We start from the raw sequence: 24309 nt of genomic DNA, 5'->3' as shown, positions 1-24309 counted from the left end.
AATGACAGAAAATCGCTTAGAAATTATCGCTCCTGAACAATCGGAAATGCTGAAACAAGCAACTATTTCCGAACAGCGAAATGCAGCCAAAGCCGCTTGTAAATTCGCAATTGAGCGCACTAGCTTGAGTCACCCAATTCTTGACGAAGGATTAGACGCGCTAGAAAAAGGTCAATGTGGTGATGTTTCACTTCAAAACAAACTTCAATCCTTGGTCGATCGACTCGATGAGATTCAGTGGGACTTGCAAGAAAAAATGGGAGAAGGCAATATAGAATTATCAGATTATTTAGCTGCATTTCACACAGCGCGCGCCGTGAATTCACTCTATTTTGCCCTTGATGCAGATCCTTTTGTAGCAGCATCCGAAGCTATTTATGAAGCTCATGCAGCTACAGATGACTTAGTTACTTTGAAACAAAAGATTTTAGAAGTTTTTCAATTACCTACCGTAATTTAGAAAAAAAAGTGCATGAAGCCCAGCTATCCCGTAGGGAATCGCCCAAAAAATAAGGTGGGCCGCAGCCCACCCAACTCCTATTATTTCGCAGTCACCAACTGTGCCGGCAGCCGCTTAAACGCCAACCTTTCATTCTCGATATCCACAAAAATGGTATCGCCGTCAGCAAAATCTCCCCGCAAAATACCCTTCGCCATTTGCGTTTCTAACTCGCGTTGAATTCCCCGCTTCAGAGGCCGCGCACCGTAAACCGGATCGTAACCAATTTCTGCTAAGAAGTCGATCGCAGATTCCGACAATTTCAGAGACATTTTGCGATCGGCTAAGCGTTTTTCCAAGCGCTTAACTTGCAACAGCACAATCTGCCGCAGTTCGGCCTTACTCAAACCGTGGAAGATAATCATCTCATCAATCCGGTTCAAGAATTCTGGGCGGAAAGTTCCCCGCATCGCTTCCATCACCCGACTCCGCATTTGTTCGTTATCTCCCGCCACATCTAAAATGTATTGAGAGCCGACATTCGATGTCATAATAATCACAGAATTCTTAAAGTCTACTGTGTGACCTTGAGCATCGGTAACGCGGCCGTCATCCAGAATTTGCAGCATGATGTTGAAGACATCCGGGTGCGCTTTCTCGATTTCATCGAATAGAATCACGGAGTAAGGACGGCGGCGCACAGCCTCAGTTAATTGTCCGCCTTCGTCGTAGCCAACGTATCCCGGAGGCGCACCAATTAATCGGGAAACCGCGTGTTTTTCCATGTATTCCGACATATCAATTCGCACGATCGCTTCTTCGGTGTCGAACAAATAAGACGCTAATGCTTTGGCTAATTCGGTTTTGCCAACACCCGTGGGGCCGAGGAAGATAAAACTCGCAACCGGACGATTTGGATCTGCTAAACCTGCGCGCGATCGCTGAATTGCATCTGCAACCGCCGTCACCGCTTCATCCTGTCCGATTACCCGCTTGTGCAGTTCATCTTCCAAGTGCAGAAGTTTCTGCATTTCCGATTCAACTAACTTGCTAATCGGAATTCCCGTCCACTTGGAAATAATCTCGGCTATGTCACCTTCTGTAACTTCTTCCCGTAGCAAAGTTTTACCTGTGGTTTGAGTTGCTGACAGTTGAGCTTCTGCTTCTTGCAATTGTTTTTGCAATTCAGTTAACTTGCTATATTTCAACTCAGCAGCGCGGTTAAGGTCATATTTTAATTCAGCTTGCTGAATTTCAATATTCACCTTATCAATCTGTTCTTTAATCTTTTGAATGCTGCCGATAACACCTTTTTCCGATTGCCACTGGGCATTCAAAGCGCTTTGCTGTTCCTTGAGGTTGGCTAAGTCTTTTTCCAGTCTTTCCAAGCGTTCGATCGAAGCAGCATTACTTTCTTTTTGCAGCGACAGTCTTTCCATTTCTAGCTGCAAAATCCTGCGATCGATTTCGTCTAGTTCTTCCGGCTTGGAGGTAATCTCCATTTTGAGTTTAGCGGCTGCTTCGTCCACTAAGTCAATGGCTTTGTCTGGAAGGAAGCGATCGCTAATATATCGAGTAGACAAAGTAGCCGCCGCCACTAAGGCGCTGTCAGAAATTTTTACGCCGTGGTGAACTTCGTAGCGTTCTTTCAATCCCCGCAAAATCGAGACAGTATCTTCAACTGTCGGTTGGTCAACATAAACTTGTTGAAAACGGCGTTCTAGTGCCGCATCTTTTTCGAGGTACTTGCGGTATTCGTCGAGAGTTGTAGCACCGATACAGCGCAATTCTCCCCTCGCTAACATGGGTTTAAGTAAGTTGCCGGCATCCATCGATCCTTGAGTTGCACCGGCACCGACAACGGTGTGAATTTCATCGATAAATAAGATGACTTTGCCGTTGCTGTCCATCACTTCTTTGAGCACTGCTTTCAAGCGTTCTTCAAATTCTCCCCGGAATTTTGCCCCGGCAATTAACGCGCCCATATCTAAGCTAATTAATTGTCTGTCTTTGAGAGATTGCGGCACATCTCCGGTGATAATTCGCTGGGCGAGTCCTTCGGCGATCGCAGTTTTGCCGACTCCCGGTTCCCCAATCAATACCGGATTATTTTTGGTGCGACGGCTCAAAATTTGAATCGTGCGGCGGATTTCGTCATCGCGTCCGATTACCGGATCGAGTTTGCCTTGACGCGCGGCTTCTGTCAAATCTCGGCCGTATTTTTCCAGCGCTTCGTATTTGCCTTCTGGATTTTGATCAGTCACTTTGTTGTTCCCCCGGACTTGGGTAATGATATCTTTGAGCTTAGCTTCAGATAGTTTAAATTCTTGTAGTAGATTTTTGCCGAAACGATCGTCCTTAACGTAACCTAGTATCAAATGCTCGACCGAAATAAATTCATCGCCGTACTCTTTGCGATAAGTTTCGGCGCGATCGAGCAAAGTGTCGAGAGAACGACCTAGATAAACGTTGCCGCCGCTTCCAGTAATTTTCGGCTGGCGACTGATAAACTCGTCCGTGCGATCGCGCAATTTTGCTACAGAAACTCCCGCTTTGTTAAATAAGCTGCTAGCGAGCCCCGATTCTTGTTCCAGCAAAGCTTTCATCAAATGTTCGCTTTCTAGCTGCTGCTGCTGACCTGCTTTGACGATTTCGGGGGTGCGGGCGAGGGCTTCCCAGGCTTTTTCGGTAAATTGGTTTGGATTATTTGGTTGCATAAATTTTAATTCCCTGCATTAAAAATGATGATTGCTGTAGAGGCAATTGCTCGATCGCCCGTACAATTGTCATTGTAGGGAGTTGCGGAGAGGGGGCGGATCGGTGTTCCCCTATCTTGAGATAGGTATTTCCGTCCTGTGTAGCAGTCTCTCGCAAGGAAAAGCAAACTGCCGCGCCTAAAAGTTGGACTCTTGGATAAGACTGATACCAATTTAATGTGAAGTTGCACATATCTCGATCCCCCTAAATCCCCCTTATTAATAAGGGGGACGAAAGAGAAGAATCTTGTCCCCCCCCTTAGTAGGGGCGGTGCCCCCGTGCCCGCCCTCTTGGCTAGGGGGGATCGGATTCTATGCAACCTCATAAAAAATTGGTATGAGATGTTGCACCATTGTCAATAAGCTTTTATGAACAGGCAAGATGCCTGTTCCACAAGAAGAAAATTCACTCTTTGTGGAACAGGCATCTTGCCTGTTCTTGAGAAGAGTGCAAGATGTGAGATAAGACCAACTCTCACATTAAAAATGCTTTCTAGTGCCACTTACAAAAACGGCACATTCTTAAACAGTCTCCTGCTGCGGAAAATCGAGAAACACTCATGTAAATAGGAGAGAGGACTTGAGAACCGTCACAGTCCTATAGCGAAACCCGAAGCGTTATTGTTTTACTCATCAATAACAGCCGCTATAACTCTCACACCTGGAAAATATAGCCATGAAAATTTTACCTTTATTTTCGTTAGGAATTATAGCAAGTGCCGCGATCGCACTAGCCCCTGAAGCTTTGGCAAGTACCTGGCGTGCCGCACACCGGATGTCGGGTTTTTCCGCCGACAGCAATTACTACTTGTATCTAGAAAGTTCGAGAGATACAGGAGCGGGAATTCCCAAAGCCGAATTGCAAATTGTCCAAGTTGCTGCAAATTCCTGCATCAGAAATGGGTGTATCGAAACTAAATATGGCGAACCAGACTCCAATAAAAGCACTAAAATGGCCGAAGATGACTTGCTTAAAAAAAGTTGGAATAGCAGGCAAACTTTGAAGTTAACTCCTCCTCAAGCTGGAACTAAACTGAACATTATTTCTCGTACTCCCGGAGCCAATGGAAGCGAGACAGTCGCCGTCAAAGTCAATACAGCAAAGCCTTTACAAATTCGCCTAGAACAGCGGCAAAAAAATGCTTCGGCTGGCAGAGAAAGCGCGGCCATGCGTCTTGTAATTAATCATAACGGTCGGCCGCGTGTCCTCGGAACGCTGAACAATTTTCAAGATTGGGTGTTCTCTTATTCAATCCGAGAAGTTCGTTTGTCTCCGAACGGGCGCAATGTCGTTGTCCTGCTGGACAAGACAGAACGCACTTTTGAAGGAGTCTTGAAAACTACTGTTGTACAAGGCTTTGTTCTTTAGGCTTGCTATATTCCCAGGTTTTGACCTGGGAATTATCAAAACTTACAAGGATTGTTGGCCAATTTTAATCATGTTCCCTGAGTAAAAGTGATTTCACAAATGACCACTTTACTATCTCTAGACCGAGATGAAATCTTCAGAAACGATGAGATTGGGAGCAACACCTATCAAAGAAGCTAAAACTTCACCGCTGCTGGTTACTGTAATTAATGTGCCGTCAGTTCCCGGCGAAATTGATAGCTGTCCGAAGGTCAAGCCATTGATTAGTTGCACGGTATCTTGAGAGTTGGCGAAATCAGCGATCGTATCAACTCCCAATCCCGCACCTAAAACAAATACATCGTTGCCCGCGCCGCCGACTAGAATATCGTTTCCCAAACCGCCGTTGAGAGTGTCAAAACCTTTGGCGCCATTGAGGATATCGCTGCCCTCGCCCCCGACAAGGATATCGTTGCCCCGCAAACCGGTGAGTACGTCATTACCTTCCACACCGTTGATGATATCCTTGCCGCTGGTGCCAGACAGGTTGTCGTTGCCGGGAGTGCCGTTGATGTTGTTACCAAGAGGATTATTGCCTGGAATGTTACCGATGTCAGAAACAAAAACATCGATGTTATTGTTAGTATCTCCCGGTACGAGGTTAGTGGCATCAGATGAAAACGCTACTCTCCCCCCATCTGCAGAGATGGAGGCCTCGAAGGACAGGCTGTTCCCCTGATTGCCTGCTGAGTCAACAGAAACGCGGGTGGTGGTGTTGGCTAGCGTGTCGCGCACGAAGATGTCGCTTCTATTGTTAGTGTCCCCCGGCACGAGGTTGGAGGCACTAGAATGAAACGCCACAAACCGCCCGTCGGTTGAGATGGAAGCGCTGTTGGAGTTACTGTTCCCCTCATTGCCTGCTGAGTTCGTAGAGACGCGGGTGGTGGTATTCGTCAACAAGTCCCGCACGAAGATGTCGATGTTATTGTCAGTGTCCCCCGGCACGAAGTTTGTGGCAAAAGAGGAAAATGCCACAAACCGCCCGTCGGCTGAGAGGGAGGGGTTGTAGGACTCCCCGTTCGCCTGATTGCCTGCTGAGTTCGTAGAGACGCGGGTGGTGGTATTTGTCAACAAGTCCCGCACGAAGATGTCGTTTGTATTGTTAGTATCCCCCGGCACTAGGTTTGTGGCAAGAGAGGAAAATGCCACAAACCGCCCGTCGGCTGAGAGGGAGGAGCCGTAGGACTCCCTGTTCGCCTGATTGCCTGCTGAGTCAACAGAGACGCGGGTGGTGGTATTCGTCAACAAGTCTCGCACGAAGATGTCGGCTGTATTGTTAGTGTCCCCCGGCACTAGCTTGGAGGCGTCAGAAAAAAACACCACAAATCGCCCGTCGGGGGTGATGGAGCCACCTCCGGAGGCATTGTTCGTCACCTGATTGCCTGCTGAGTCAACAGAGACGCGGGTGGTGGTATTCGTCAACAAGTCCCGTAAGAAGAAGTCGTTTGTATTGTTAGTGTCTCCCGGCACAAGGTTTGTGGCATCAGACCAAAATGCCACAAACCGCCCGTCGGCTGAGATGGAGGGGCTGTAGGAGTCGCCGAGAGTCTGATTGCCTGCTGAGTCAACAGAGACACGGGTGGTGGTATTGGCTAGCGTGTCCCGCACAAAGACATCCTCGCTAGCGTTAGTGTCTCCCGGCACGAGGTTGGATGCTGGAGATTCAAACGCCACAAACCGCCCGTCGGGCGAAATGGAAGCAGAGGAAAAGGTGCCCAATGGCCCTCGATTGCCCTGATTGCCTGCTGAGTCAACTGAAACGCGAGTAATATTCATAAGCCCTGATATTTCAATAGTCCGAACAGTTTTTATTTCGTAGTCTGAAACCCTCAATTTTCCGTTGGTAGCTCGATCGCCTTGGAGCCTTGAAACCCTTCTCCTACGGTTAGTAATCAACAACTGTCCCAAGTATTCATATTTAAGAGTGCAACTTTGGAGATGGGTTTTGCGATCGCACGGCAATTGGGGCTATTTACACTTTATGCCCTAACCGACGAAAGCGCTTGCTATATCAATACATTTTAAAATTTCCCTCTTCCTTCCTCCCTCTTTCTTTTTCCTTGAATATCTGCCTCCTGACTATTGACAAATGCTCAATAATTAATCCGTATATCCGTGTCAAAATCCAGATATTGCCTGACAATCAAGCATCCAGGATACAAGCCCCCGGATTGATCCGTCCAGAAATAAAAAACCTGTATCCGATGAAACTTGCCGAACGTATTTATCCGTGGGTTCAATGCTTCAATTCTTTAATCTAAAATCTAAAATCTAAAATCTAAAATCTAAAATCGATTGACTTCATGCCTGCATCACTACCCGTTCCGGGAGACTGACAATAAAAGTTGAACCTTTCCCATCTTCGCTTTCGACGCTAATTTCGCCGCCGAGAATTTGACACAAACGCTGGCTAATTGTCAACCCCAAACCCGTCCCTCCGTACTTGCGGGTAGTCGAAGCATCAGCTTGGGTAAAAGGTTTAAATATCTGCTCTAATTGCTCGTTTGTCATGCCGATGCCAGTGTCGCTGACTCGAAATATTACAACTTGAGAAGTGTAGCTTGAACCCGATTGAATATCATTATTTTTATTTTGTTTCCCCGGTCTTGATTTTTCAATTTTAATTCTTTCCACGCCGATAGTAATGACGCCTTTTTCGGTAAATTTGGCAGCATTGCTGAGCAAATTAAGGAGAATTTGCCGCACTTTCGGTTGATCGGCGTACATTGTGCCGAGTTCGCCTTTTGTTTTCAGTGCTAAAGCATTGCCTTTTTTCTCTACTAGCGGTTGAGCCGTAGTCATCACTTCTTCAATCATCGTTGCCACGTCGAAGTTTTCCAAATAAAGGGTGACGTGACCTGCTTCTATTTTGGAAATATCGAGGATATCGCTAATCATATCTAACAGGTGTTTGCCTGCGGTTTGAATTTTTTCTAAGTCCGGGAGAAAGTCTTCTGAACCGGAATCTTGAGCATCTTCTTGCAGCATTTCGCTGTAGTTAATGATGGCGTTGAGGGGGGTGCGTAGTTCGTGGCTCATGTTGGCGAGAAATGCACTTTTCGAGCGGTTGGCCGCTTCGGCTGCTACTTTTGCTTCGTGCAATTCTTCGGTGTATTCGGCTACTCTTTGGATTAGTTCGTTGAGGGAAATTGCTAGCCTTCCCACTTCGTCGGAAGTAGTGACGGGTACTTGCAAATCAAAGTTAGATTCTTCTGTCACTCGCTGAGCGATGAGGGTGGTGGCTTCTAAGGAGCGAGCGATCGCCCCGCTGGTGTATGCTGCTAGAATTGCTGCGATCGCACCTGATATCAAGAGAGAGCAAACGAGAATGAGAGTTCCGAGTTTTTCGGCATTTTCGTAGGTTCTCAATGCCTCGTCTGCTTTCTCGCGAAAGTTGACGGCCAGTTGGGCTGAATCCTCGGAAAACTGTTTGAGTTTCAAAGCAGTTTCGCCCGCCACAAAATTGTTCAAGTTCCGCCCCAAAGCCTGCTGCTGTTGCGGATTCAAAGCAGATAATTTGGCAGCCGCCAACAATTTTTGTACTTGTTGAAAGTATGATTCTACGGTTTTGCCGTTGGTTTGAGCGAACTGTTGAAGCAGTTCGTAGTCTTTGGCAACCTCGGCATTCTTCGTCGGCGGTAGGGTTTGCAGTTGTTCGAGGATGCCGCTCATCTGAGCAACGCGAGTCAGGAATTCCGAGCGTTGGCGATCGAAAATTTGCGGTTGGGCCGTCAGACTCGCGAGCTCTTGCTGCTGAATTCTGACTTCCTGCACCGTGTTGTTGAGGTTTGTCAGGATTTCCGCTTTATCTCGATCGAGCGCTAGTTTTTCTCTAACTTGCTGTTTGTGATAGGATTCTACTCCCCGTCCCGCCACAGCACCCAAAACGGCAATACTAATGACCAAGGCGTATCCGCAGCCGATTTTCTGCCTGATACCTAAGCGGCCCAACAGACTTTTCAACCCTATTTGAGGACGGTTCTGCAGTTGATTTTTCAAAGCTAAGGTTAAAGACATGGGCAATGTACTCGTCACCTTTGAGAGGCACCATCTATATTCTAATTGATGCCTGCGTGAGGGTAAATAAAGTTTTGGCTTCGGGCCAGGTTTCGGCAGTTATTGGGTCTTTGCAGGGTTCCACAGCTCGATCGGCTTGACTGTTTGGAGGAGTTATGCGTAACAAATCATAGCATAAGGAAGAAGAAAGAAGGAAGAAACAGTCAAAGGGAGGGTTTGAGTAATTAAGAACGTCCTCACCGTCGGGCGTGGTTGCGATATTATGAGTGGCGAGTTATAAGTTGCAAGTTATGAGTTAGATGTCTGATTCAAGACTCTACTCTACTCGCAACCCACAACTCTATCCCTGTTCCTCTACTGGCAAAGTCGAAATTGTGCTATCTCCGCAGGAATTCTTGAAGCATTAGGTACGCTAGCACTTGCCGGAACGAAGATTCCCAGGCCGTAACTGCAACCCTCCGCCGTCTTGCATTCCCCAGGCTTAGCACTGATTTGATATTCGCCTTGGGATGGGGGAGTAAAAGAGATTGACGCCAGTTCGCCTGTTTTTTGACTCACAGCGATTTCCTGACCGCTGGCATCCTTGAGAGATAAGTTTAAATCCTGGCAATTTCCGTCGCAAGTGGCAACAAAAACATACTCCACATTAGGATGCAGTGTTGCTCTAAAAGGAGATGAAACTTGCTTGCGAACTTGGCCCAGCAACGGCACAAATACTAATTTTTGACCGTTGCCTTTCCGCTGGTCAACTTCTGTTTTCAAGCGACAAACAACCGTTTTTTGGTCGTTGGTCAGTTCTTGAGCAATAGCATTTCCTACGATTGCAGTACCGAGGAGCAGGGTCAGGCCAGAAATAACCAGATGTTTGAAATTCATTGATGTCCCTTAATGGTAATTTTTTGCTAATTGATTGGACTTCCACAAAGAATCTATCGGTAGGGTACGTCTCGGCGCGCCTTACTGCGACAGGTAGTGTCTAATTTAGCAGGCCTGATGCAGCACTGTCTATTTACAAAGGCAATTGATTAATTGTCCCTATATACAATCGAGATTCTGCTAGTAGACTACCAATTGCCATCTCTGACTCCATCGGGATCGACTTTGAGCTTTTTAATTTGTGCTTGAGGAATGTCAACAGATGTATCGTCTTGCTGCGGTGCAAATCCCTGATTTTCGTCCATCTCTTTGACAGACTTGACTTGAGAAAGGATACTTGAGGGTGCGACAGAGCCTTTTTGTTCGTCGTAAAGGTCGAACCAAGGAAGATTGTATTGACTGTAAGTTTTGGCAGTAACTGGCGTGTTTGGCGGTTCTTTACCAGTGATTTCCCGATACATCATGCTATTAACAATGTGGACGTATACTCTGCCGAAATTTGTCTCGTCCCAGGTGTTGATACCGTAACTATCGGGATAAATTTCTTGTTTCATTTTACCACCTGCTGCTAATCCCATTTCCGCACCACCAAATGCGATACAATCGAGAGGTGCAAAATCACTAAAGCCTCTACCTCTCAGTAATTGTGAGGGCGGCGGTTCTTCTGGAAATAACCCTGGTTTCGGATCGAATACAATGATTTGAAGGCCACCAAATTCTTCTTTACCAGTTACTTGTCCTTCGACAGTGTAACCCATACCGAGAGGCATAGCAACAAATTGGCGGATGTAACCTTCACCAGCATTGATACCATCTAACCAGGGTTGATCGGGACAAATGACATAATCTTGGTCATCAGCTTGCAGTTTTTGCTGCCAAGGTTTGCCTGAAACGGCATTGATTTTACCAACAGCAATTTTAACAGCATTGGGCCGCCAATCAACGCCTCTAAAATAAATCCACAAAGCTTCCCGTTGATACATGGGAATAAACACGCCCCCGTGTTCTTTCCAAGTTTCAGGTACTCTAGAAATGTAGTCATCAACTTTGCAGACTGGAAAATCGCCTAATCCCGGCGGTAAGGGATAGGTTTTACCGTCGTCGGGTATCCGCAAAGTGCGTTCAAAATTCAGGGAGAAGTGTTTACCGAAACAGATAGCGTTGTTTTTTACGGTGATTTCTAACATGGGGATTCTTAGATAAAGAACAATTACCACAAAATCAAAATTTCGCTCATTTGCCGTTCTGTCTAAATTGCCAAGCTGGCACAAACTTGGAATCACCCCAAACGCCGCGGCGATTTTTCTTAGCTTCGGCTTCTGCTTGTTCCAGAATACTTGCACTCGGACAGTTTTTCAAGTAAGGACGGTAAACCATTGCTAATCCTTCGCGGGTCAAAACTTCTTGGGCAAATGTGCCGTTTGGCAAGCGAACTTCGCTAACTTGGCGGCCGTAGCGGTCAGTATCGGTGACAGTCAAAACAACGCGACCACCCCCTTTTTTGACTAGCTGCTGCATTCTTTGGTGGGCTAGATTTCCCCACTTAAATTGATTTTTTTTTGCTGCTGCTTTGCTATTTTTCTCAGCATTGGTGTGCGCGACTTCCGGTGCATCTACACAGGCAAAACGCACTTTGATATCTTTCCCGGCGGCATCACTGGCGACAAGGGTGTCGCCGTCGCTGACTCGCTTGACAGCATAGTTATTCGGTGCAAACTTTTGCGGACACCCGAATAGTAGCAATAGCACAGCAACTGCACTTATGGTTTTTATTTTTGGGAAAATGGCGATTTTAAGTTGGCTCATATTTCTGTGTTTTATTTAGTTTCCATCCAATTTTGCCCAGCGTGGATGTCAACTATCAGCGGTACGCTAAGTGGCAGAGCATTTTCCATCGCACTTCTAATTTTCGGCTGCAATTCTTCCCATTCATCGGGAGGTACTTCAAAGATTAATTCATCGTGAACTTGCAGCAGCAGCCGCGCCTGATAGTTTTGCAAAATTTTGTGTACCTCAATCATGGCAAGTTTAATGATATCAGCACTAGAGCCTTGAATCGGAGCGTTGGCTGCGGCCCGCAAAGATTGGGCATCATCTCTGCTGACAGATTTAAGTCGATCGGAGTGAATGTCTTGGGGATTGCGGCCTTTTAAGTCGCGGAGGCTTTCGCTCTCGAAGTTTAAGTAACGGCGGCGGCCTAAAATTGTGGTAACGTATCCGAGGGCGATCGCCTCTTTTTTTACTTTCTCCAAAAATTCAAAAACTTTACTATAGCGAGCGTTAAATTTAGCAATAAACTCCTTGCCATCTTTGGAAGTCTTGCCCATCGATCGCCCAAACTTGATCGCTCCCATACCGTAAACTACCCCAAAATTAATCGTTTTGCCAAACCTGCGCTCGTCGGGAGTTATTTCTTCCTTTTCAAATAAAAGTTGAGCCGTCACGGTATGCACATCTCGGTTATTTTGATAAGCTTCAATTAACACAGGTTCTTGACTCAAGTGAGCCAAAATTCGCAGTTCAATTTGAGAATAGTCAGCAGACACCATCAGCCAACCTTCTTCGGGTAAAAAAGCTTTGCGAATTTGCTTAGAAAATTCCGTACCGATGGGAATATTCTGCAAATTAGGATTAGAAGAAGACAGACGACCTGTGTCTGTAACAGTTTGATTGAAATCAGTATGCAATCGCTGAGTATCGGGACGCACCCGCTTCGGTATAGCATCTACATAGGTAGAATAAAGCTTTTGCAGGGTACGGTAATCTAAGATAGCATCGACAACCTTATGGTCTCCTTGCAAATTTTCTAGGAAGTCAGCATTGGTGGAGTAGAAGCCTGTCGCAGTTTTACGAGACTTTTTGGTGTTTAGCTTGAGTATGTCAAACAGCAGTTCGCTCAACTGGGATGGTGAGTTCAACTTTAAAAGTTCACTGGGTGCTGTGTTGTCAACTTTCTGCTTAATTTCAGCCAAATTAAGGTTATTTTTTGGCAATATTTTCTTGAGATAAGGCTTTAAAATTGCACTAGGTACGGCTTCGTAAACTTTCTGAGGAACCGTCCCTAAAGTGGGTTCGATATGTTCGATTTTTTCGGCGAGATAAGCCTTGAAATCCTCAAGAGGTATGGCGTTATAAATTTCCTGCTCAATAGCTGCTAATTGCGGTTCCAGTTGATTGGAGAGTTCTTTAAGATGTCCTAGGTCTATGCGAACCCCCTGATATTCCATTTCTGCTAAAACTGGTTCTAGGGGCTGTTCTACTTCCAGCAATAACCCCTCCAAAGTTTTTCGGGGAAAGCTAGTTTTATCAGCTTCCTTCAATTCTGCTCTAAGTTTACCTACTAACTGAAATGTAGTGTAAACATCCATGCCGCAGTATTTAGCTACTTCTCCAATGCTGATGTCAGCAATTGTTTTGTTTTTTGGCACTAATTCATTGTAAGTTTGGGCAACAATGCCTAAGTATTTCTTTGACAATTCGCTGAGGCTGTGGCTAGTTTCTGGATTGAGTACGTAACTGGCTAGCATGGTGTCGAAGACGACTCCGGCTAGTTTGATTCCTTGACAACGCAGGATCGATCGATCGAACTTAGCATTTTGCAGCGCCTTGGGATAATTCTCGCTTTCCAAAATCGGACGCAAAGCATTCAAAACTGTGGCTTTGTCCAAGTTTTTGCCCGTTTTATGTCCCGTGGGAATGTAAGCGAGATCCTCTTCACCGATTCCCCAACAGCAGCCAATTCCGACTAATTCGGCGTCTCGCGGTTCGATCGCGGTGGTTTCGGTATCCCACGCCACGGGTGTAGTTTTGTCGGTGAAGGTTTGTAGCAGTTCGACTAATTCGTTTAACTGTTCGGTTGTTTGAATTATTCGGGGTTTAATGGGCAGTTTGTTTTCCTGCTGGGCGGCTTTGGTATCATCATGACTCCAAAAGGATAAGGCGTTTTCTTCTGAACTTTCAGAAGTTGGAGGTGACTTATCTATTGTGGGGTGGGCATCTTGCCCGCCCTGTTCCAAGGGCTTTTCTACACCCTCCAATGGCTGTTCTAGGGTGTTTTCCGACGAGGCAGAGCCTCTGGATATGCGTTCCCGGGCAGAGCCGGGGAACGAGGATTCTTCTTCTTGTTTTTCCTTCTCTTCTACGCCACCAAAACGCTTTTGAATTTGTTTAACTTTGCTTAAAAATGTTTTAAATTCCAACTTTTCCAGCATCGGAATCAAGGCTGATTCGTCAAAACCTATAAGCTGGCAATCTTCTAAGTTGATTTCTAATGGCACGTCTTGGACAATTGTCGCCATGCGTTGAGAATGATAAGCAGCTTCTTTGCCTTCTTCTAGCTTTTTCTTAGTTGCTCCTTTAATCTCGTCGATGGCTGCATAAATTCCATCAAGGGAATTGTAAGCTTCCAGCAATTGCAGGGCGGTTTTGTCGCCGATGCCTTTTACTCCGGGGATGTTGTCGGATTTGTCGCCGCACAAAGCTTTGTAATCTACTACTTGTTCGGGCAAAATGCCGAGTTTTTCTTTGACTGCTTCCGGGCCGTATTCTTGGGATTTGCCTTTGCCCGATCGCCTGAGTTCATCGGTACTCAAATATAATACGCTGATTTGTTTTTCGGTTTCTACTAATTGAAACAAATCTCGATCGCCCGTGAGGATTTTGACCTGATAACCCGCCGCGCTGGCTTTGTTTGCCAAAGTTCCCAAAACATCGTCCGCCTCGTAGCCGGGAGCAGTTATTGCAGGTAAATTCAAATAGGTGAGCAATTCTTGCAGATTTTTGATATCCGGCTTAAAATCTTCGGGTGTTTCGGCTCGACCGGCTTTGTAAGTGTCGTCTGCTTCGTGGCGAAATGTGGGTGTGGCGAGGTCAAAGGCGATCGCCATGTACTGGGGGTCGTGGGCCGCCATTACTTCCAGCAGCGACTTGAGAAAGCCAAAACAGACGCTGGTGGGAATGCCTGTTGTCGTTCGCAAGCCTCCGTCTCGACTTTTGGCAAAGGCGAAGTAGGAGCGAAAGGCCAGAGAGTGGCCGTCAACTAAGATGAAGATGGGAGCTTGATTTGCCGACACAGACACAAATACCGATCGCACGAAAGGATTTTCTCATTGTACTCAGTTGTCCGCCTGCATTGATCGACCGGAAGGATGGCCCGCAGACTTGAGGACGCTTGACACTCGATCGGATCTCGGCTTAATGTGCAGCTTGGCTGAGAATAGTACAAGATGGTGAAATACCTCACACTAACCTTGCGGTGAGCGTGTAGGCTTCGTGTCTCATTTGCCGTTGCGGGCGTTGGGGATATCCATTGCTGAATATTCGTCACTCAAGACGATCCAAGTCTTACACAGCATAAGAAGGCTTTGCAGCCTTTATCCCTTCGTAGGGAACCCACGCAGAAACCCTGTTTCCCAAGGCAAAAAACTATTCCGTATGACAAACTTGGATTGTATTTCAAATTAGGACGTATCCCAATAACCAGCGGTCTGTCTTTTCCCCCTTTCTCTCGCAGTTATCCTTGGTAAGCATACTACTGCTACTGTGACCTGTTGTTTGCAGCCGAGTGGGTGGGTCGCAACCACTTATATCTTACCATCTTTTTGTGAGAAATCAGGAAATTTTTGATTATTTCATAGACCTTGCGAAAGCTTATATCCCAACGCCCAATTGAGTACAATTACAGCGTGGGACTTACGCCAATTGAGTTAAGTACGATTCCCTAGGGGATAGCTTCGCTTCACGCGAATTTACCAACACCTGCCCGAAGCCTATGGCTGACATTAATCGATGCTACGAAATCCTCGAAATTGAGCCGGGAAGTTCCCTAGAAGAAATTAAGCGCGCTTACAGGGATTTAGCGTTTGTGTGGCATCCCGATCGGTTTGCCCACAACGATCGCCTGCAACAAAAAGCTCAACAACGATTAACAGAAATTAATGAAGCTTACCAGGAGTTGGTGTTATTTCTGAGTCAGCCTGAATCAAAGTCGATCGAACAACAGTTTCAGCAGCCACCGCCCCCTGCGCCGGAAAAGCCGCTGAGAAGGCGTTCTGCAAAATCAGCCGCCAAGCCTGGTTCCCAGCGCCGTCAAACCCGCCCAAAAGCCCCCTCCAAAAAATTTCTAACTCAAAAAAACTCTTCAAGCAAGAAACGATTTACCACTCACAATAGCCCAGCGTGGCGGGGCACAAAGCAACCAGGGCGAATCGTTGCGAGGAAAGCAGGGCCATCTCAAAACTATCGAAAGCTTACTTCGAGAAGGAAAACAGAATTTTCAACTCAATACTCAAAACCACGAATCCCGCCGAGGGAAGTGCGGCCATCTCAACACTATTCAAGCTTCCCTTGGTGGCCGCTGGCAATCGCTGTGGCGAGTTACGCTTTGACCGGTTGGATTTTGACGAAATCAGCGGCCCCGCTGTGGATGTGGGCTTTAATCTGCGGTGCAGATTGGCTGTGGGCCGCGATTTTGCTGGCGGAGGGTTCGGCAACGCCTAGAGTGTGGCTGGCGGCGTTAGTTTTGGCTGGGGCGGTAGGGGGGTCGATCGCTGGTTTTCAGGCGGGAGGAATGGTCACTGGGGCTGCTTGGGCAGCAGTTGGGGCTGGTTTGGGGGCGATCGCCAGTTCCGAGGCTGAGTCTCGGGCTGTGGCTGCTGTTTTAGCTGTAGGGGGAGTGGTGACAGTGGTGGGATTGATGGCGGGAACAGGTTCTGGGAATTGGGTTAAGGCGTTGGTGACGGCCGTGTGTTGGGCGCTTGTCGGCTTGATGTGCGGGCTGGCGACGGAACTAGGCGTCAATTCTGGCGGCCCCGTCGGGCTCTCTGGTGCGATCGGGCTGGGGATTGGGGCGTGGGCGGGGGTTTTGGCTGGGGCGGGTTCGGGGGATCTCGTCCAAGCTTTGGCTATCGCCGGGTCTAAGAGTGTTTATGGGGCTTGGGCTGCGATCGGCATTATTGCTGGAGTTGTGGCGCGGATGGTAGCTGCAGAAAGGTTGATCCACAACGGCAGCGCGCTTTATACGTTTATCCTGTTGGTGGCTACTTCCGGTTTTGGGCTGTGGCTGGGAAGTTGGTTGGGCGATCGTATCTTTTGAATTAGTCAGTTGGCAGTTGTCAGTTGTCAGTTGTCAGTTGTCAGTTGTCAGTTGTCAGTTGTCAACAGTTAACGGTCAACAGTCAACAGTCAACAGTCAACTATTCCGGAGGATTGCAACCGGAATTGATGTAAATCCCAGCACTTATCGCTTTTCAGCAGCGCTTCAAACTCAGCCCTTGGCAAAGCTGGGCTGAAAAGATGGCCTTGAATTTCGTCGCATTCGTACTCGCACAAAAAATCAAGTTCTTGCTCATTTTCTACCCCCTCAGCCACCACCGTCATGTTCATGCAGTGTGCCATTTGAATAATCGCTATTGTGATCGCTGCATTTTGGCGATCGTCTGCAATATCGCGAATAAAACTCTTGTCTATTTTGAGCGCATCAAACGGAAAGCGTTTTGGATAACTCAAAGAAGAATATCCCATTCCAAAATCATCAATTGCTATCCTAATACCCTGATCTTTCCACACCGTAAAAGCTTTAGCTGCTGCAATTTCGTCTTGCAAAACAAGACTTTCCGTCAGTTCTAATTCCAAACACTGGGGATCGAGATCGGTTTCTGTTAATATCTCCCTGACTCTTTCCGTGAAATTTTTGCGCTCGAATTGACGGGCTGACACGTTAACTGCCACTCGCAGGGGCGGTAAACCTGCTCTCTGCCATGTTTTAGTTTGCCTGCAAGCAGTCTCTAATACCCATTCACCCAACGGCGCAATCAAGCCCATTTCTTCAGCCATTGGAATAAATTCCCCCGGAGAAACTCGCCCCCGTTCTGGATGATTCCAGCGGACTAAAGCTTCAGCACCAATAATTTTACCTGTTTTAATTTCTATTTGCGGCTGATAGTATATTTCAAACTCTGAGCTTTTTAAAGCATGGCGCAGCGAAGTTTCTTGAAGAAGTGTATTGATGAAATAATTCGCCTTTTTGGGCGTATAAAAATTATAATTATTCCCGCCTTTTTGCTGAGATTGATACATTGCTATATAAGCATTTTTCAGCATTTCATCTCCGTCGATGCCGTCTCCGGGATACAAGCAGATCCCCATACTAGCCGTGACATAGACTTCGCAATCTTTGATAATCATACCTTGGGATACAATATCTAAAATGTTTTGAGCAATCTTAGCCACATCCTGTTTTTCTGCAACTGGTTTAAGAATCAGCGCGAATTCTGCCGCTTCCAAACGAGCAACAATATTAATGTTTTCCATGCAGTTAGTTAGCCGCTGGGCGATGCTGCAAAGCACCGAGTCGCCGATATCGTGTCCCCAGGTACTGTTAATGCGGTTGATTTTATCTAAGCTAAGCGTGACAACTGGAACGACTCCTGACAATTCTTTTTGACCATCTAATACTCGACTTAACTTTTCTCGCAAAAATGAACGATTCGGCAGGTTGGTCAAGCTGTCATACTGATGTCTGTAGAGTGCCAGTTGAATAGTTGTGTGCAAGTTTTTTTCTTCAAAGGGCTTGACAATATAGCCGAACGGTTTGGTACTATTGACTCGTCGCAAAGTAGTTTCATCGGCATAGGCTGTCAGATAAACTACGGGAATTTGAAAGCGCAAGCGAATTTCTTCGGCTGCTGTAATGCCATCGATTTCTCCTTGCAGGTTAACATCCATTAAAACTAAATCCGGGCGGAACTTGGCGGCCGATTCAATCGCTTCTTCTCCAGAATATACCATCCCAGTTATTCTATATCCTAGAGATATCAAACTGTCGGAAATGTCTTCCGCAATGATGCTCTCGTCTTCAACTATCAGAATTTTTTTGTTTGACACTAATTTTTCTCCTCCGAGTGCAATTTGGGTTGACAAAAGGTTATTCTAAAAGTCGTGCCCGCAGTTTCTAACAGTTCTATTTCCCCCCGGATTTGCTTGACTAAAGACCCGACAAGTCGCAAACCCAAGGTTCGGGCTTTGCGATAATCTAAGTCTTGAGGAAAACCAATTCCGCTGTCGCTCACGGTTAGCACGCAAACTCTGTTATTATCTAAAGTGAAATCTATGTTAATTTTACCTTTAACTTGTCCTTTAAAGGCATATTTGAGGGCATTTGTTACAAGCTCGTTGATAATTAACCCGCAAGGAACGGCCGTATCAATATTGAGTGAACACGGCGCAATATTTGTTTGCAAGTTGACGCCTTCTGCATGATTTTCATAAGCTTGGAATAAATTGTGGGCGAGATTTTGGATATATTCAGCAAAGTCAATGTTTGACAAGTCTTTGGATTGATACAATTGTTCGTGAACCAGGGCCATTGATCTGACTCGGTTTTGACTTTCTTTTAACATTTCACTAACGTGGCTGTCTTGGATGTAGCGTGACTGAAGTTTGAGCAAACTGGAAATAACTTGGAGGTTGTTTTTGACACGGTGGTGAATTTCTTTGAGGAGAACTTCTTTTTCTGCGAGGGATGCTTTGATGCCATCTTCGTCGCGCTTGCGATCTGTAATATCCCGCACTACTGCTTGAATTACTTTTCGTCCGTTAATTTCCATTGCATTTAACAGCACTTCAGCGGGAAATTCTGAACCGTCGAGTCGTTTTTGTACCCAGTCAAAGCGACAGCTACCTGTTTGCATTGCTGTCGATATTCTCTGTATTGCTAGACTGGATGAGTCTTGTCCGCTAGGCTGAAATTGTGGGGAAAAGTCGCTCAGTTTCTTGCCGTAAAATTCTTTGGTGTTGCTACAGCCAAATATTTTTAAGGTAGCGGGGTTGCAGTCAAAAAACTCCTTTTCGTCAAGCAACATTACTGCGTCGCTGGTGGCTTCATAAAGGCTACGAAATTTGTGTTCGGATTCTTGCAGCGAGCAGATCAATTGGTTTTTGAGAGCTTCTGCACGCTTGCGGTCGGTAATGTCTATTCCTACAGAAACTGCTGCGGTTCCCTGATGATATTTCTGAGCTACTATCAAATAGTTGCGGACGAAACCGTTAATTTCTATTTCTATTTCTTGGCAGGTTTGCTGAGATGAACTGTTAAAAAAAATTCGGATCAGTTCTCCGAAAGTCGAGCCTTTGTCGAGAAAGTTGATTTCTTGACCGACAAAGCTTTCAGGAGACAGGTTGAATGAGGTTGCTAAGTGCTGGTTGACTCCAATATACCGCAAATCGGAACTGATCCAAGAAATCAGTCCGGGTACGGCATCCAAGACGGCGCGAAGTTGGTCTGTAGCTTCTTGGAGTGCTTGTTCTGATCGCTTGCGATCGCTAATATCTGTCGCCGTTCCGCACAACCCTAAAATAGCGCCGTTTTCAGCTTGGTTGACGATGCTGTTGACGCGCAGGTGGACGGGAGTACCGTCTTTGCGAAGGTGTACTGTTTCGTAAGGAGAATTAGCGGTTTGTGGCTGAATTTTGGTTCTCGCTAAAAGTTGGGCAAATATTTCTCTTGGTCTATTTTCTTGATCGGGAACTAAAAAATCGGTGAAACGCCGTCCGATCATTTCTGGCGGTTCGTAACCGTAGATGCGTTTGGCGGCGGAATTGACAAAAGTCAAGAGGCCTTCAATATCGATCGACCAAATCAATTCTTGGGAGGTTTCTACGAGGTTGCGGTACTTTTTTTCGCTTTCGGCAAGTGCTGCATTGAAGACAGCCGTTTGCTGCTGCAGTCTGTCTTCTAATTCTTGATTTGCCGTTTCCAGAGTGGCGATGGACTGCTCGCGCTCGGTAATTTCAGTAGAAACACCGACGGCGCCGACAACTTCGCCGTTTCCATCTCGCAGGGCTGCCGATCGAATTTCGTGAATAAAATGCCTCTCTCGGACGTTCCAAGTGCGATCGTTTCCTGCTAGTACCTCAGCAATATTTTCTAAGATATCTGGCTGGCTGCTGTAAACTTCACAAATCGACAGCCCGACAGTTGCACCTGGTTTGAGTCCCAAATTTTCTAATCCTTTCCCTGCTGCAAGGGTTAACTTGCCGTCTCTGTCTGTGGCCCACAGGAAAATTGGGGCACAACTGACGGCGGCGTGAAGGGTTTCGTTGGCTTGTTTGAGCCGAGCGATTTCTGCGTGAAGCAGATCCTGGGTGGTGTTTAATTCTACCCTTAGTCGATCGGCTTTTTGCTGCCAACTGGCAGCAGTAGCGCACATTTCTGGGAGATTGCGGGAACGACAGATGGATTGGTTGCAGTGTGACATGGTTGCTCTAGGGCGCACTGTATATTTAACCTCAGCCTATCTTTTAAGCATAAACTTTTTAAGTCAAATATTACAATTAGCAGGAATACTCCTCCGACCAAGATGCGATATATTAAAGCTACTTTAAAGGATTCAGAAATTGAGGCTCGCTCAGGCTTTCCGGCGACAGTTCACAAATTGATAATAAGCTGAATAAGGCCGATGCGTCGGTATTTTTACGGTCACTATTTGTAGTAATGCAAAAAGAAGTTCCGCAATCCTCGGCTTGCACAAGAACTGGGATTGTAAATTTATTATATTTGTTTGCGTAGATTCACGCACCGAGGAATCTGGAATCGGGAAAATAGAAATATAGGCAGCGCCTGAATGGTTAGGAGGTACTTAATTTGTGAAAATCATGAAGTCGATTCCCTCTTCTTTCTGCCTTCTGCCTTCTGCCCTATTCCCTATTCCCTATTCCCTATTCCCTATTCCTCTTTCTTCCATCCGCTACATCTTGTACAGTGATCGTTGCCGAACTTCCTTCAATTAACTCCCCAAATTTTGACAGTTTTGTCTAAGCTGCCGCTGATAATAGTTTCACCATCGCTGCTAAAAGTAAGACAAGTAACAGAGTTTTGATGTCCGCTGAGAGTGTGAATATTTTCGCCCGTACTGGCATTCCAAAATTTGATATTACCATCGGCACTAGCAGTGACAACAGTGAGTCCGTCGGCACTAAAGGCGATCGCATTTATCGAGTTAAAATGCCCGGCCAAAGTGATTGAACTATCTGGATTCGATAGCGGCCGCAGTTGAATATTTCTGTCCCAGCCGCCAGTAGCCAAAGTCTGCCCGTCTGGACTGAAAGCCAGACAATTCGCGTAACCCTTAATTGTTTGGAAGCATTCTCTGCTGCGGAGGTTCCACAGTTTAATTGTACCGTCAGAACTGCTGCTAGCGAGAGTTTGTGCGATCGGGCTAAAAGCAAGACTAACAATTCCTGCTTTATGAGCTCCCCAAGTTAAAAGACTGCCAAAAGTACAGATTAACTTTCCCGTCTCTAAATTCCAAATTTTGATAGTAGTATCTGCCGAACCTGTGGCGATAACTTGACTATCGGGACTGATAACAATTGCGCTAATTTCCCCTTCATGTCCGAGAGAAGTATGCCGCAATTCTCCTCCTTGCCAAATTTCGATCGCACGATGTTTCGGAGTATTTCTGCTTCTCACAAAAACTTCGCTTTCTTGGCAAAGGACAAAAGTTTCTTGAGCGCGGGGATACTTGTCAACAGTATAGAGTATTTCTCCTGTATCTACATCGCAAATTCTAATTATTTTGCCGTGCAAACTCGCCGTGCGAGATCCTCCGGGACTAATCGCAACATTTGTGCCAGTTTTCACACTGCGAATGGAGTCAAAAAGCTTGTAAGGCACGAATTCTTTTAAAGCTTGGCGCACTAGAGGTTCTGTCCTCGATCGCAAAATTAAATAAGCAACTCGCTGCACTTCTGCTGCGGGGTCAAGCAGCGCCTCAATTGCTAAATTTAAACCAGCGCCTCCGTATTTAGGAGCATCTTTAACAGCGGCAATCCGAGCCTCGATACTAGGACTGTTGAAGCGCTGCTTGACTCCGGCGATGCCTCCCAAAACTGCGGCGGCGATCGGGATTTGACTTTGGCCGCCGAGGACGGCATCATATTCTCTAGGTTGATTAGAATTGTCGGCCATCATACGATTTTAGATTTTAGATTTTGGATTTTAGATTTGAAGAATTGGAGGATTGAAGAAAGCGAACTCACGCACGGATAAATCGGGGCAATTGTTATCGGATACTCTGTTGTGATTTTCTGAACCTATGAATCCGGGGGCTTGTACCCGGGCTGCTTTCTGTGACGCTAAAACCGGGTTTAAGAGCACAATTTCTAACTTCTTGACTCTTGCTGTTTATGCTATTATAATCAAATCAGCGTTTTACACAAAAATCCGAAAGTGATATGTCACACTTCACAACTATCAAGGTTCAGATCAAGAACGGCGAACTGCTGCATCAAGTGTTGGAAGAGTTGGGTTATCAAGTAGAGTCCAATGTGCAGGTACGGGGTTATCGGGGTGACAAAACTAATGCCGAGTACGTGATTCGGCAATCCAATGGTTACGATTTGGGTTTTCGCCGCAGCGGAGAGGATTACGAATTGGTGGCGGATTTTTGGGGCGCTCGAATTAATCAGCAGGAATTTATCAATTCAATCAGTCAAAAATACGCGCGGAAAAGTTTGATGGCGGCGGTGCATTCAGAGGGTTTTCATGTTGAAGAAGAGGAAACTTTGGCAGATGGAACGCTGAGAGTTGTAGTTGGTAGATGGGTTTAAGACTCGCTCTGGATTAACTGGTAAGCTATTTGGCATTTAAATTGAAGATGGAGCGCGGGCAGGATGCCCGCGCCACAAAAGTTTAAGTAAACCCTAGCTTAAAAATTAAATGGGCGACAGCTTATTGAAATATCAAGAGGAGTAATCATGTGCCGATCGTACTAATTATCCTGGCGCTTGTAGTTGGCATTGTTGGCGCGATCGCCCTTGGAGGATACCGCTGGCATCTGGGTACCAAGGAACTGCGAACAAATCTGGAAGCTGCGCGATCGCCGATTAAACCTCTCACATTTGATGCGCGGGAAATTGCCGATTTACCCCAGCCAGTGCAGCGCTACTTTCGCGCGGTGATCGAGGATGGACAACCGCTAATTGTAGCAGCGCGGGTTTCCCACGAAGGCACGTTTAACATGAGCGAAACCGCAGAAAAATGGAGCGCCTTCACCTCAACTCAATTGGTAATTACTCAGCGCCCAGGCTTTGACTGGGAGGGGCGAATTGCCATGATGCCCGGTATCAATGCGTTTGTTCATGATGCCTACATTTCTGGCGAAGGCATCCTCCATGCAGCGCTGCTGGGCCTGGTGACTCTGGCGGATCTCCGCGGCACTCCAGAAGCTGCACAAGGCGAACTGATGCGCTTTTTCGCGGAGGCGGCTTGGTATCCGACGAGACTGCTGCCGAGTCAGGGTGTTCGCTGGGATGCGATCGACAATTCTTCGGCCAGAGCAACGCTACAGGATGGCGACACCGCTGTTTCCCTGGATTTCCGCTTTGATGAAGCAGGGCTAATCGCCAGTATCCGCGCCGAGGCCCGCGCCCGTACAGTTAACGGCGGGCTGGTGTTTGCGCCCTGGCAAGGCCGCTTCTGGGACTACGAATTGCGAGACGGTATGCGGATTCCCCTCTCCGGTGAGGTGGCGTGGCAACTGCCTGATGGCTCGCTATTGCCCTACTGGCGCGGCCGCATCACGAATATTGCCTATGAGTTTGCACGATGATTCTATAGCAATCCTAAATGATTCAGATAAATTTGTAGGGGGTAGTGCTACCCCTACTCCCCGTGCCTACCCCTTATCTATCGGGCAACCACGGGGAGTAGGGGTCGGATTGCCCCTACAATAATTATGCAAATGATTTAGGATTGCTATAGTTTGTGTTGTCGGTTGCGTCGGAGATTTTCTCCCCTATTTCATGGGAACAAT

General features: G+C 46.6%; 16 protein-coding genes. 5 read left to right on the top strand and 11 right to left on the bottom strand.

The features are described 5' to 3' along the window. The first annotated feature begins 1 nt into the window (after window position 1). On the top strand, window positions 2-460 hold the full coding sequence (locus QUB35_RS14750; RefSeq protein WP_333142610.1) for a hypothetical protein: 459 nt from the start codon (window positions 2-4) through the stop codon (window positions 458-460). An 80-nt stretch (window positions 461-540) separates the two neighbouring features. On the opposite strand, the gene clpB is transcribed toward QUB35_RS14750, so the two are convergent. Then, the gene (clpB, locus tag QUB35_RS14745) at window positions 541-3156 is read right to left on the bottom strand and encodes an ATP-dependent chaperone ClpB (protein ID WP_333142609.1); all 2616 of its coding nucleotides are present in this window, start codon (window positions 3154-3156) and stop codon (window positions 541-543) included. Beyond that, window positions 3143-3388, bottom strand: coding sequence for a hypothetical protein (locus tag QUB35_RS14740; RefSeq protein WP_333142608.1), 246 nt, complete (start codon window positions 3386-3388; stop codon window positions 3143-3145). Before QUB35_RS14740 ends, clpB begins: the two co-directional genes overlap by 14 nt. Window positions 3389-3871: 483 nt before the next feature. Between QUB35_RS14740 and QUB35_RS14735 the strand changes: the two genes are divergently transcribed. Beyond that, a complete protein-coding gene (locus tag QUB35_RS14735; protein ID WP_333142607.1) occupies window positions 3872-4564 on the top strand; it encodes a DUF2259 domain-containing protein in 693 nt (230 codons plus the stop codon). Between the two features lie 117 nt (window positions 4565-4681). Here the strand turns inward: QUB35_RS14735 and QUB35_RS14730 are convergent, their stop codons facing one another. The 6 genes from QUB35_RS14730 to QUB35_RS14705 form a co-directional block, all read right to left on the bottom strand. Next, window positions 4682-6379, bottom strand: a complete 1698-nt coding sequence (locus QUB35_RS14730; RefSeq protein ID WP_333142606.1) for a calcium-binding protein — start codon at window positions 6377-6379, stop codon at window positions 4682-4684. Window positions 6380-6904: 525 nt separating this feature from the next. After that, a complete protein-coding gene (locus tag QUB35_RS14725; RefSeq protein ID WP_333142605.1) occupies window positions 6905-8620 on the bottom strand; it encodes an ATP-binding protein in 1716 nt (571 codons plus the stop codon). 354 nt (window positions 8621-8974) lie between these two features. Continuing rightward, window positions 8975-9496, bottom strand: coding sequence for a hypothetical protein (locus QUB35_RS14720; protein ID WP_333142604.1), 522 nt, complete (start codon window positions 9494-9496; stop codon window positions 8975-8977). A 188-nt stretch (window positions 9497-9684) separates the two neighbouring features. Further along, window positions 9685-10683, bottom strand: coding sequence for a hypothetical protein (locus tag QUB35_RS14715; RefSeq protein ID WP_333142603.1), 999 nt, complete (start codon window positions 10681-10683; stop codon window positions 9685-9687). A 46-nt stretch (window positions 10684-10729) separates the two neighbouring features. Beyond that, window positions 10730-11302 (bottom strand): thermonuclease family protein, encoded by a 573-nt coding sequence (locus tag QUB35_RS14710; RefSeq protein ID WP_333142602.1) that lies wholly within the window; start codon window positions 11300-11302, stop codon window positions 10730-10732. Window positions 11303-11313: 11 nt separating this feature from the next. After that, a complete protein-coding gene (locus QUB35_RS14705; RefSeq protein ID WP_333142601.1) occupies window positions 11314-14589 on the bottom strand; it encodes a DNA polymerase I in 3276 nt (1091 codons plus the stop codon). Window positions 14590-15266: 677 nt separating this feature from the next. Here QUB35_RS14705 and QUB35_RS14700 point away from each other — a divergent pair. Next, window positions 15267-16589, top strand: a complete 1323-nt coding sequence (locus tag QUB35_RS14700) for a J domain-containing protein (protein WP_333142600.1) — start codon at window positions 15267-15269, stop codon at window positions 16587-16589. Between the two features lie 89 nt (window positions 16590-16678). Here QUB35_RS14700 and QUB35_RS14695 read toward each other — a convergent pair whose 3' ends face one another. From QUB35_RS14695 to QUB35_RS14685, 3 genes are all read right to left on the bottom strand, one after another. Next, window positions 16679-18379: an EAL domain-containing protein gene (locus QUB35_RS14695; RefSeq protein WP_333142599.1), complete on the bottom strand. Its 1701-nt coding sequence runs from the start codon at window positions 18377-18379 to the stop codon at window positions 16679-16681. Continuing rightward, entirely contained in the window at window positions 18379-20751 is a 2373-nt protein-coding gene (locus tag QUB35_RS14690) for a PAS domain S-box protein (protein WP_333142598.1), read from the bottom strand. Before QUB35_RS14690 ends, QUB35_RS14695 begins: the two co-directional genes overlap by 1 nt. Before the next feature lie 524 nt (window positions 20752-21275). Continuing rightward, window positions 21276-22466, bottom strand: coding sequence for a WD40 repeat domain-containing protein (locus QUB35_RS14685; RefSeq protein ID WP_333142597.1), 1191 nt, complete (start codon window positions 22464-22466; stop codon window positions 21276-21278). A 263-nt stretch (window positions 22467-22729) separates the two neighbouring features. Between QUB35_RS14685 and QUB35_RS14680 the strand changes: the two genes are divergently transcribed. After that, a complete protein-coding gene (locus QUB35_RS14680) occupies window positions 22730-23104 on the top strand; it encodes a DUF1257 domain-containing protein (protein ID WP_333142596.1) in 375 nt (124 codons plus the stop codon). Between the two features lie 149 nt (window positions 23105-23253). Continuing rightward, complete coding sequence (locus tag QUB35_RS14675; RefSeq protein ID WP_333142595.1) at window positions 23254-24105, top strand: DUF6920 family protein; 852 nt, start codon at window positions 23254-23256, stop codon at window positions 24103-24105. The last annotated feature ends 204 nt before the right edge of the window (window positions 24106-24309 follow it).

Origin of the sequence: Microcoleus sp. B13-B6 (assembly GCF_036705405.1) — a bacterium.
Lineage (GTDB): Bacteria > Cyanobacteriota > Cyanobacteriia > Cyanobacteriales > Microcoleaceae > Microcoleus.
This window is presented reverse-complemented; position numbering and strand designations above follow the sequence as displayed.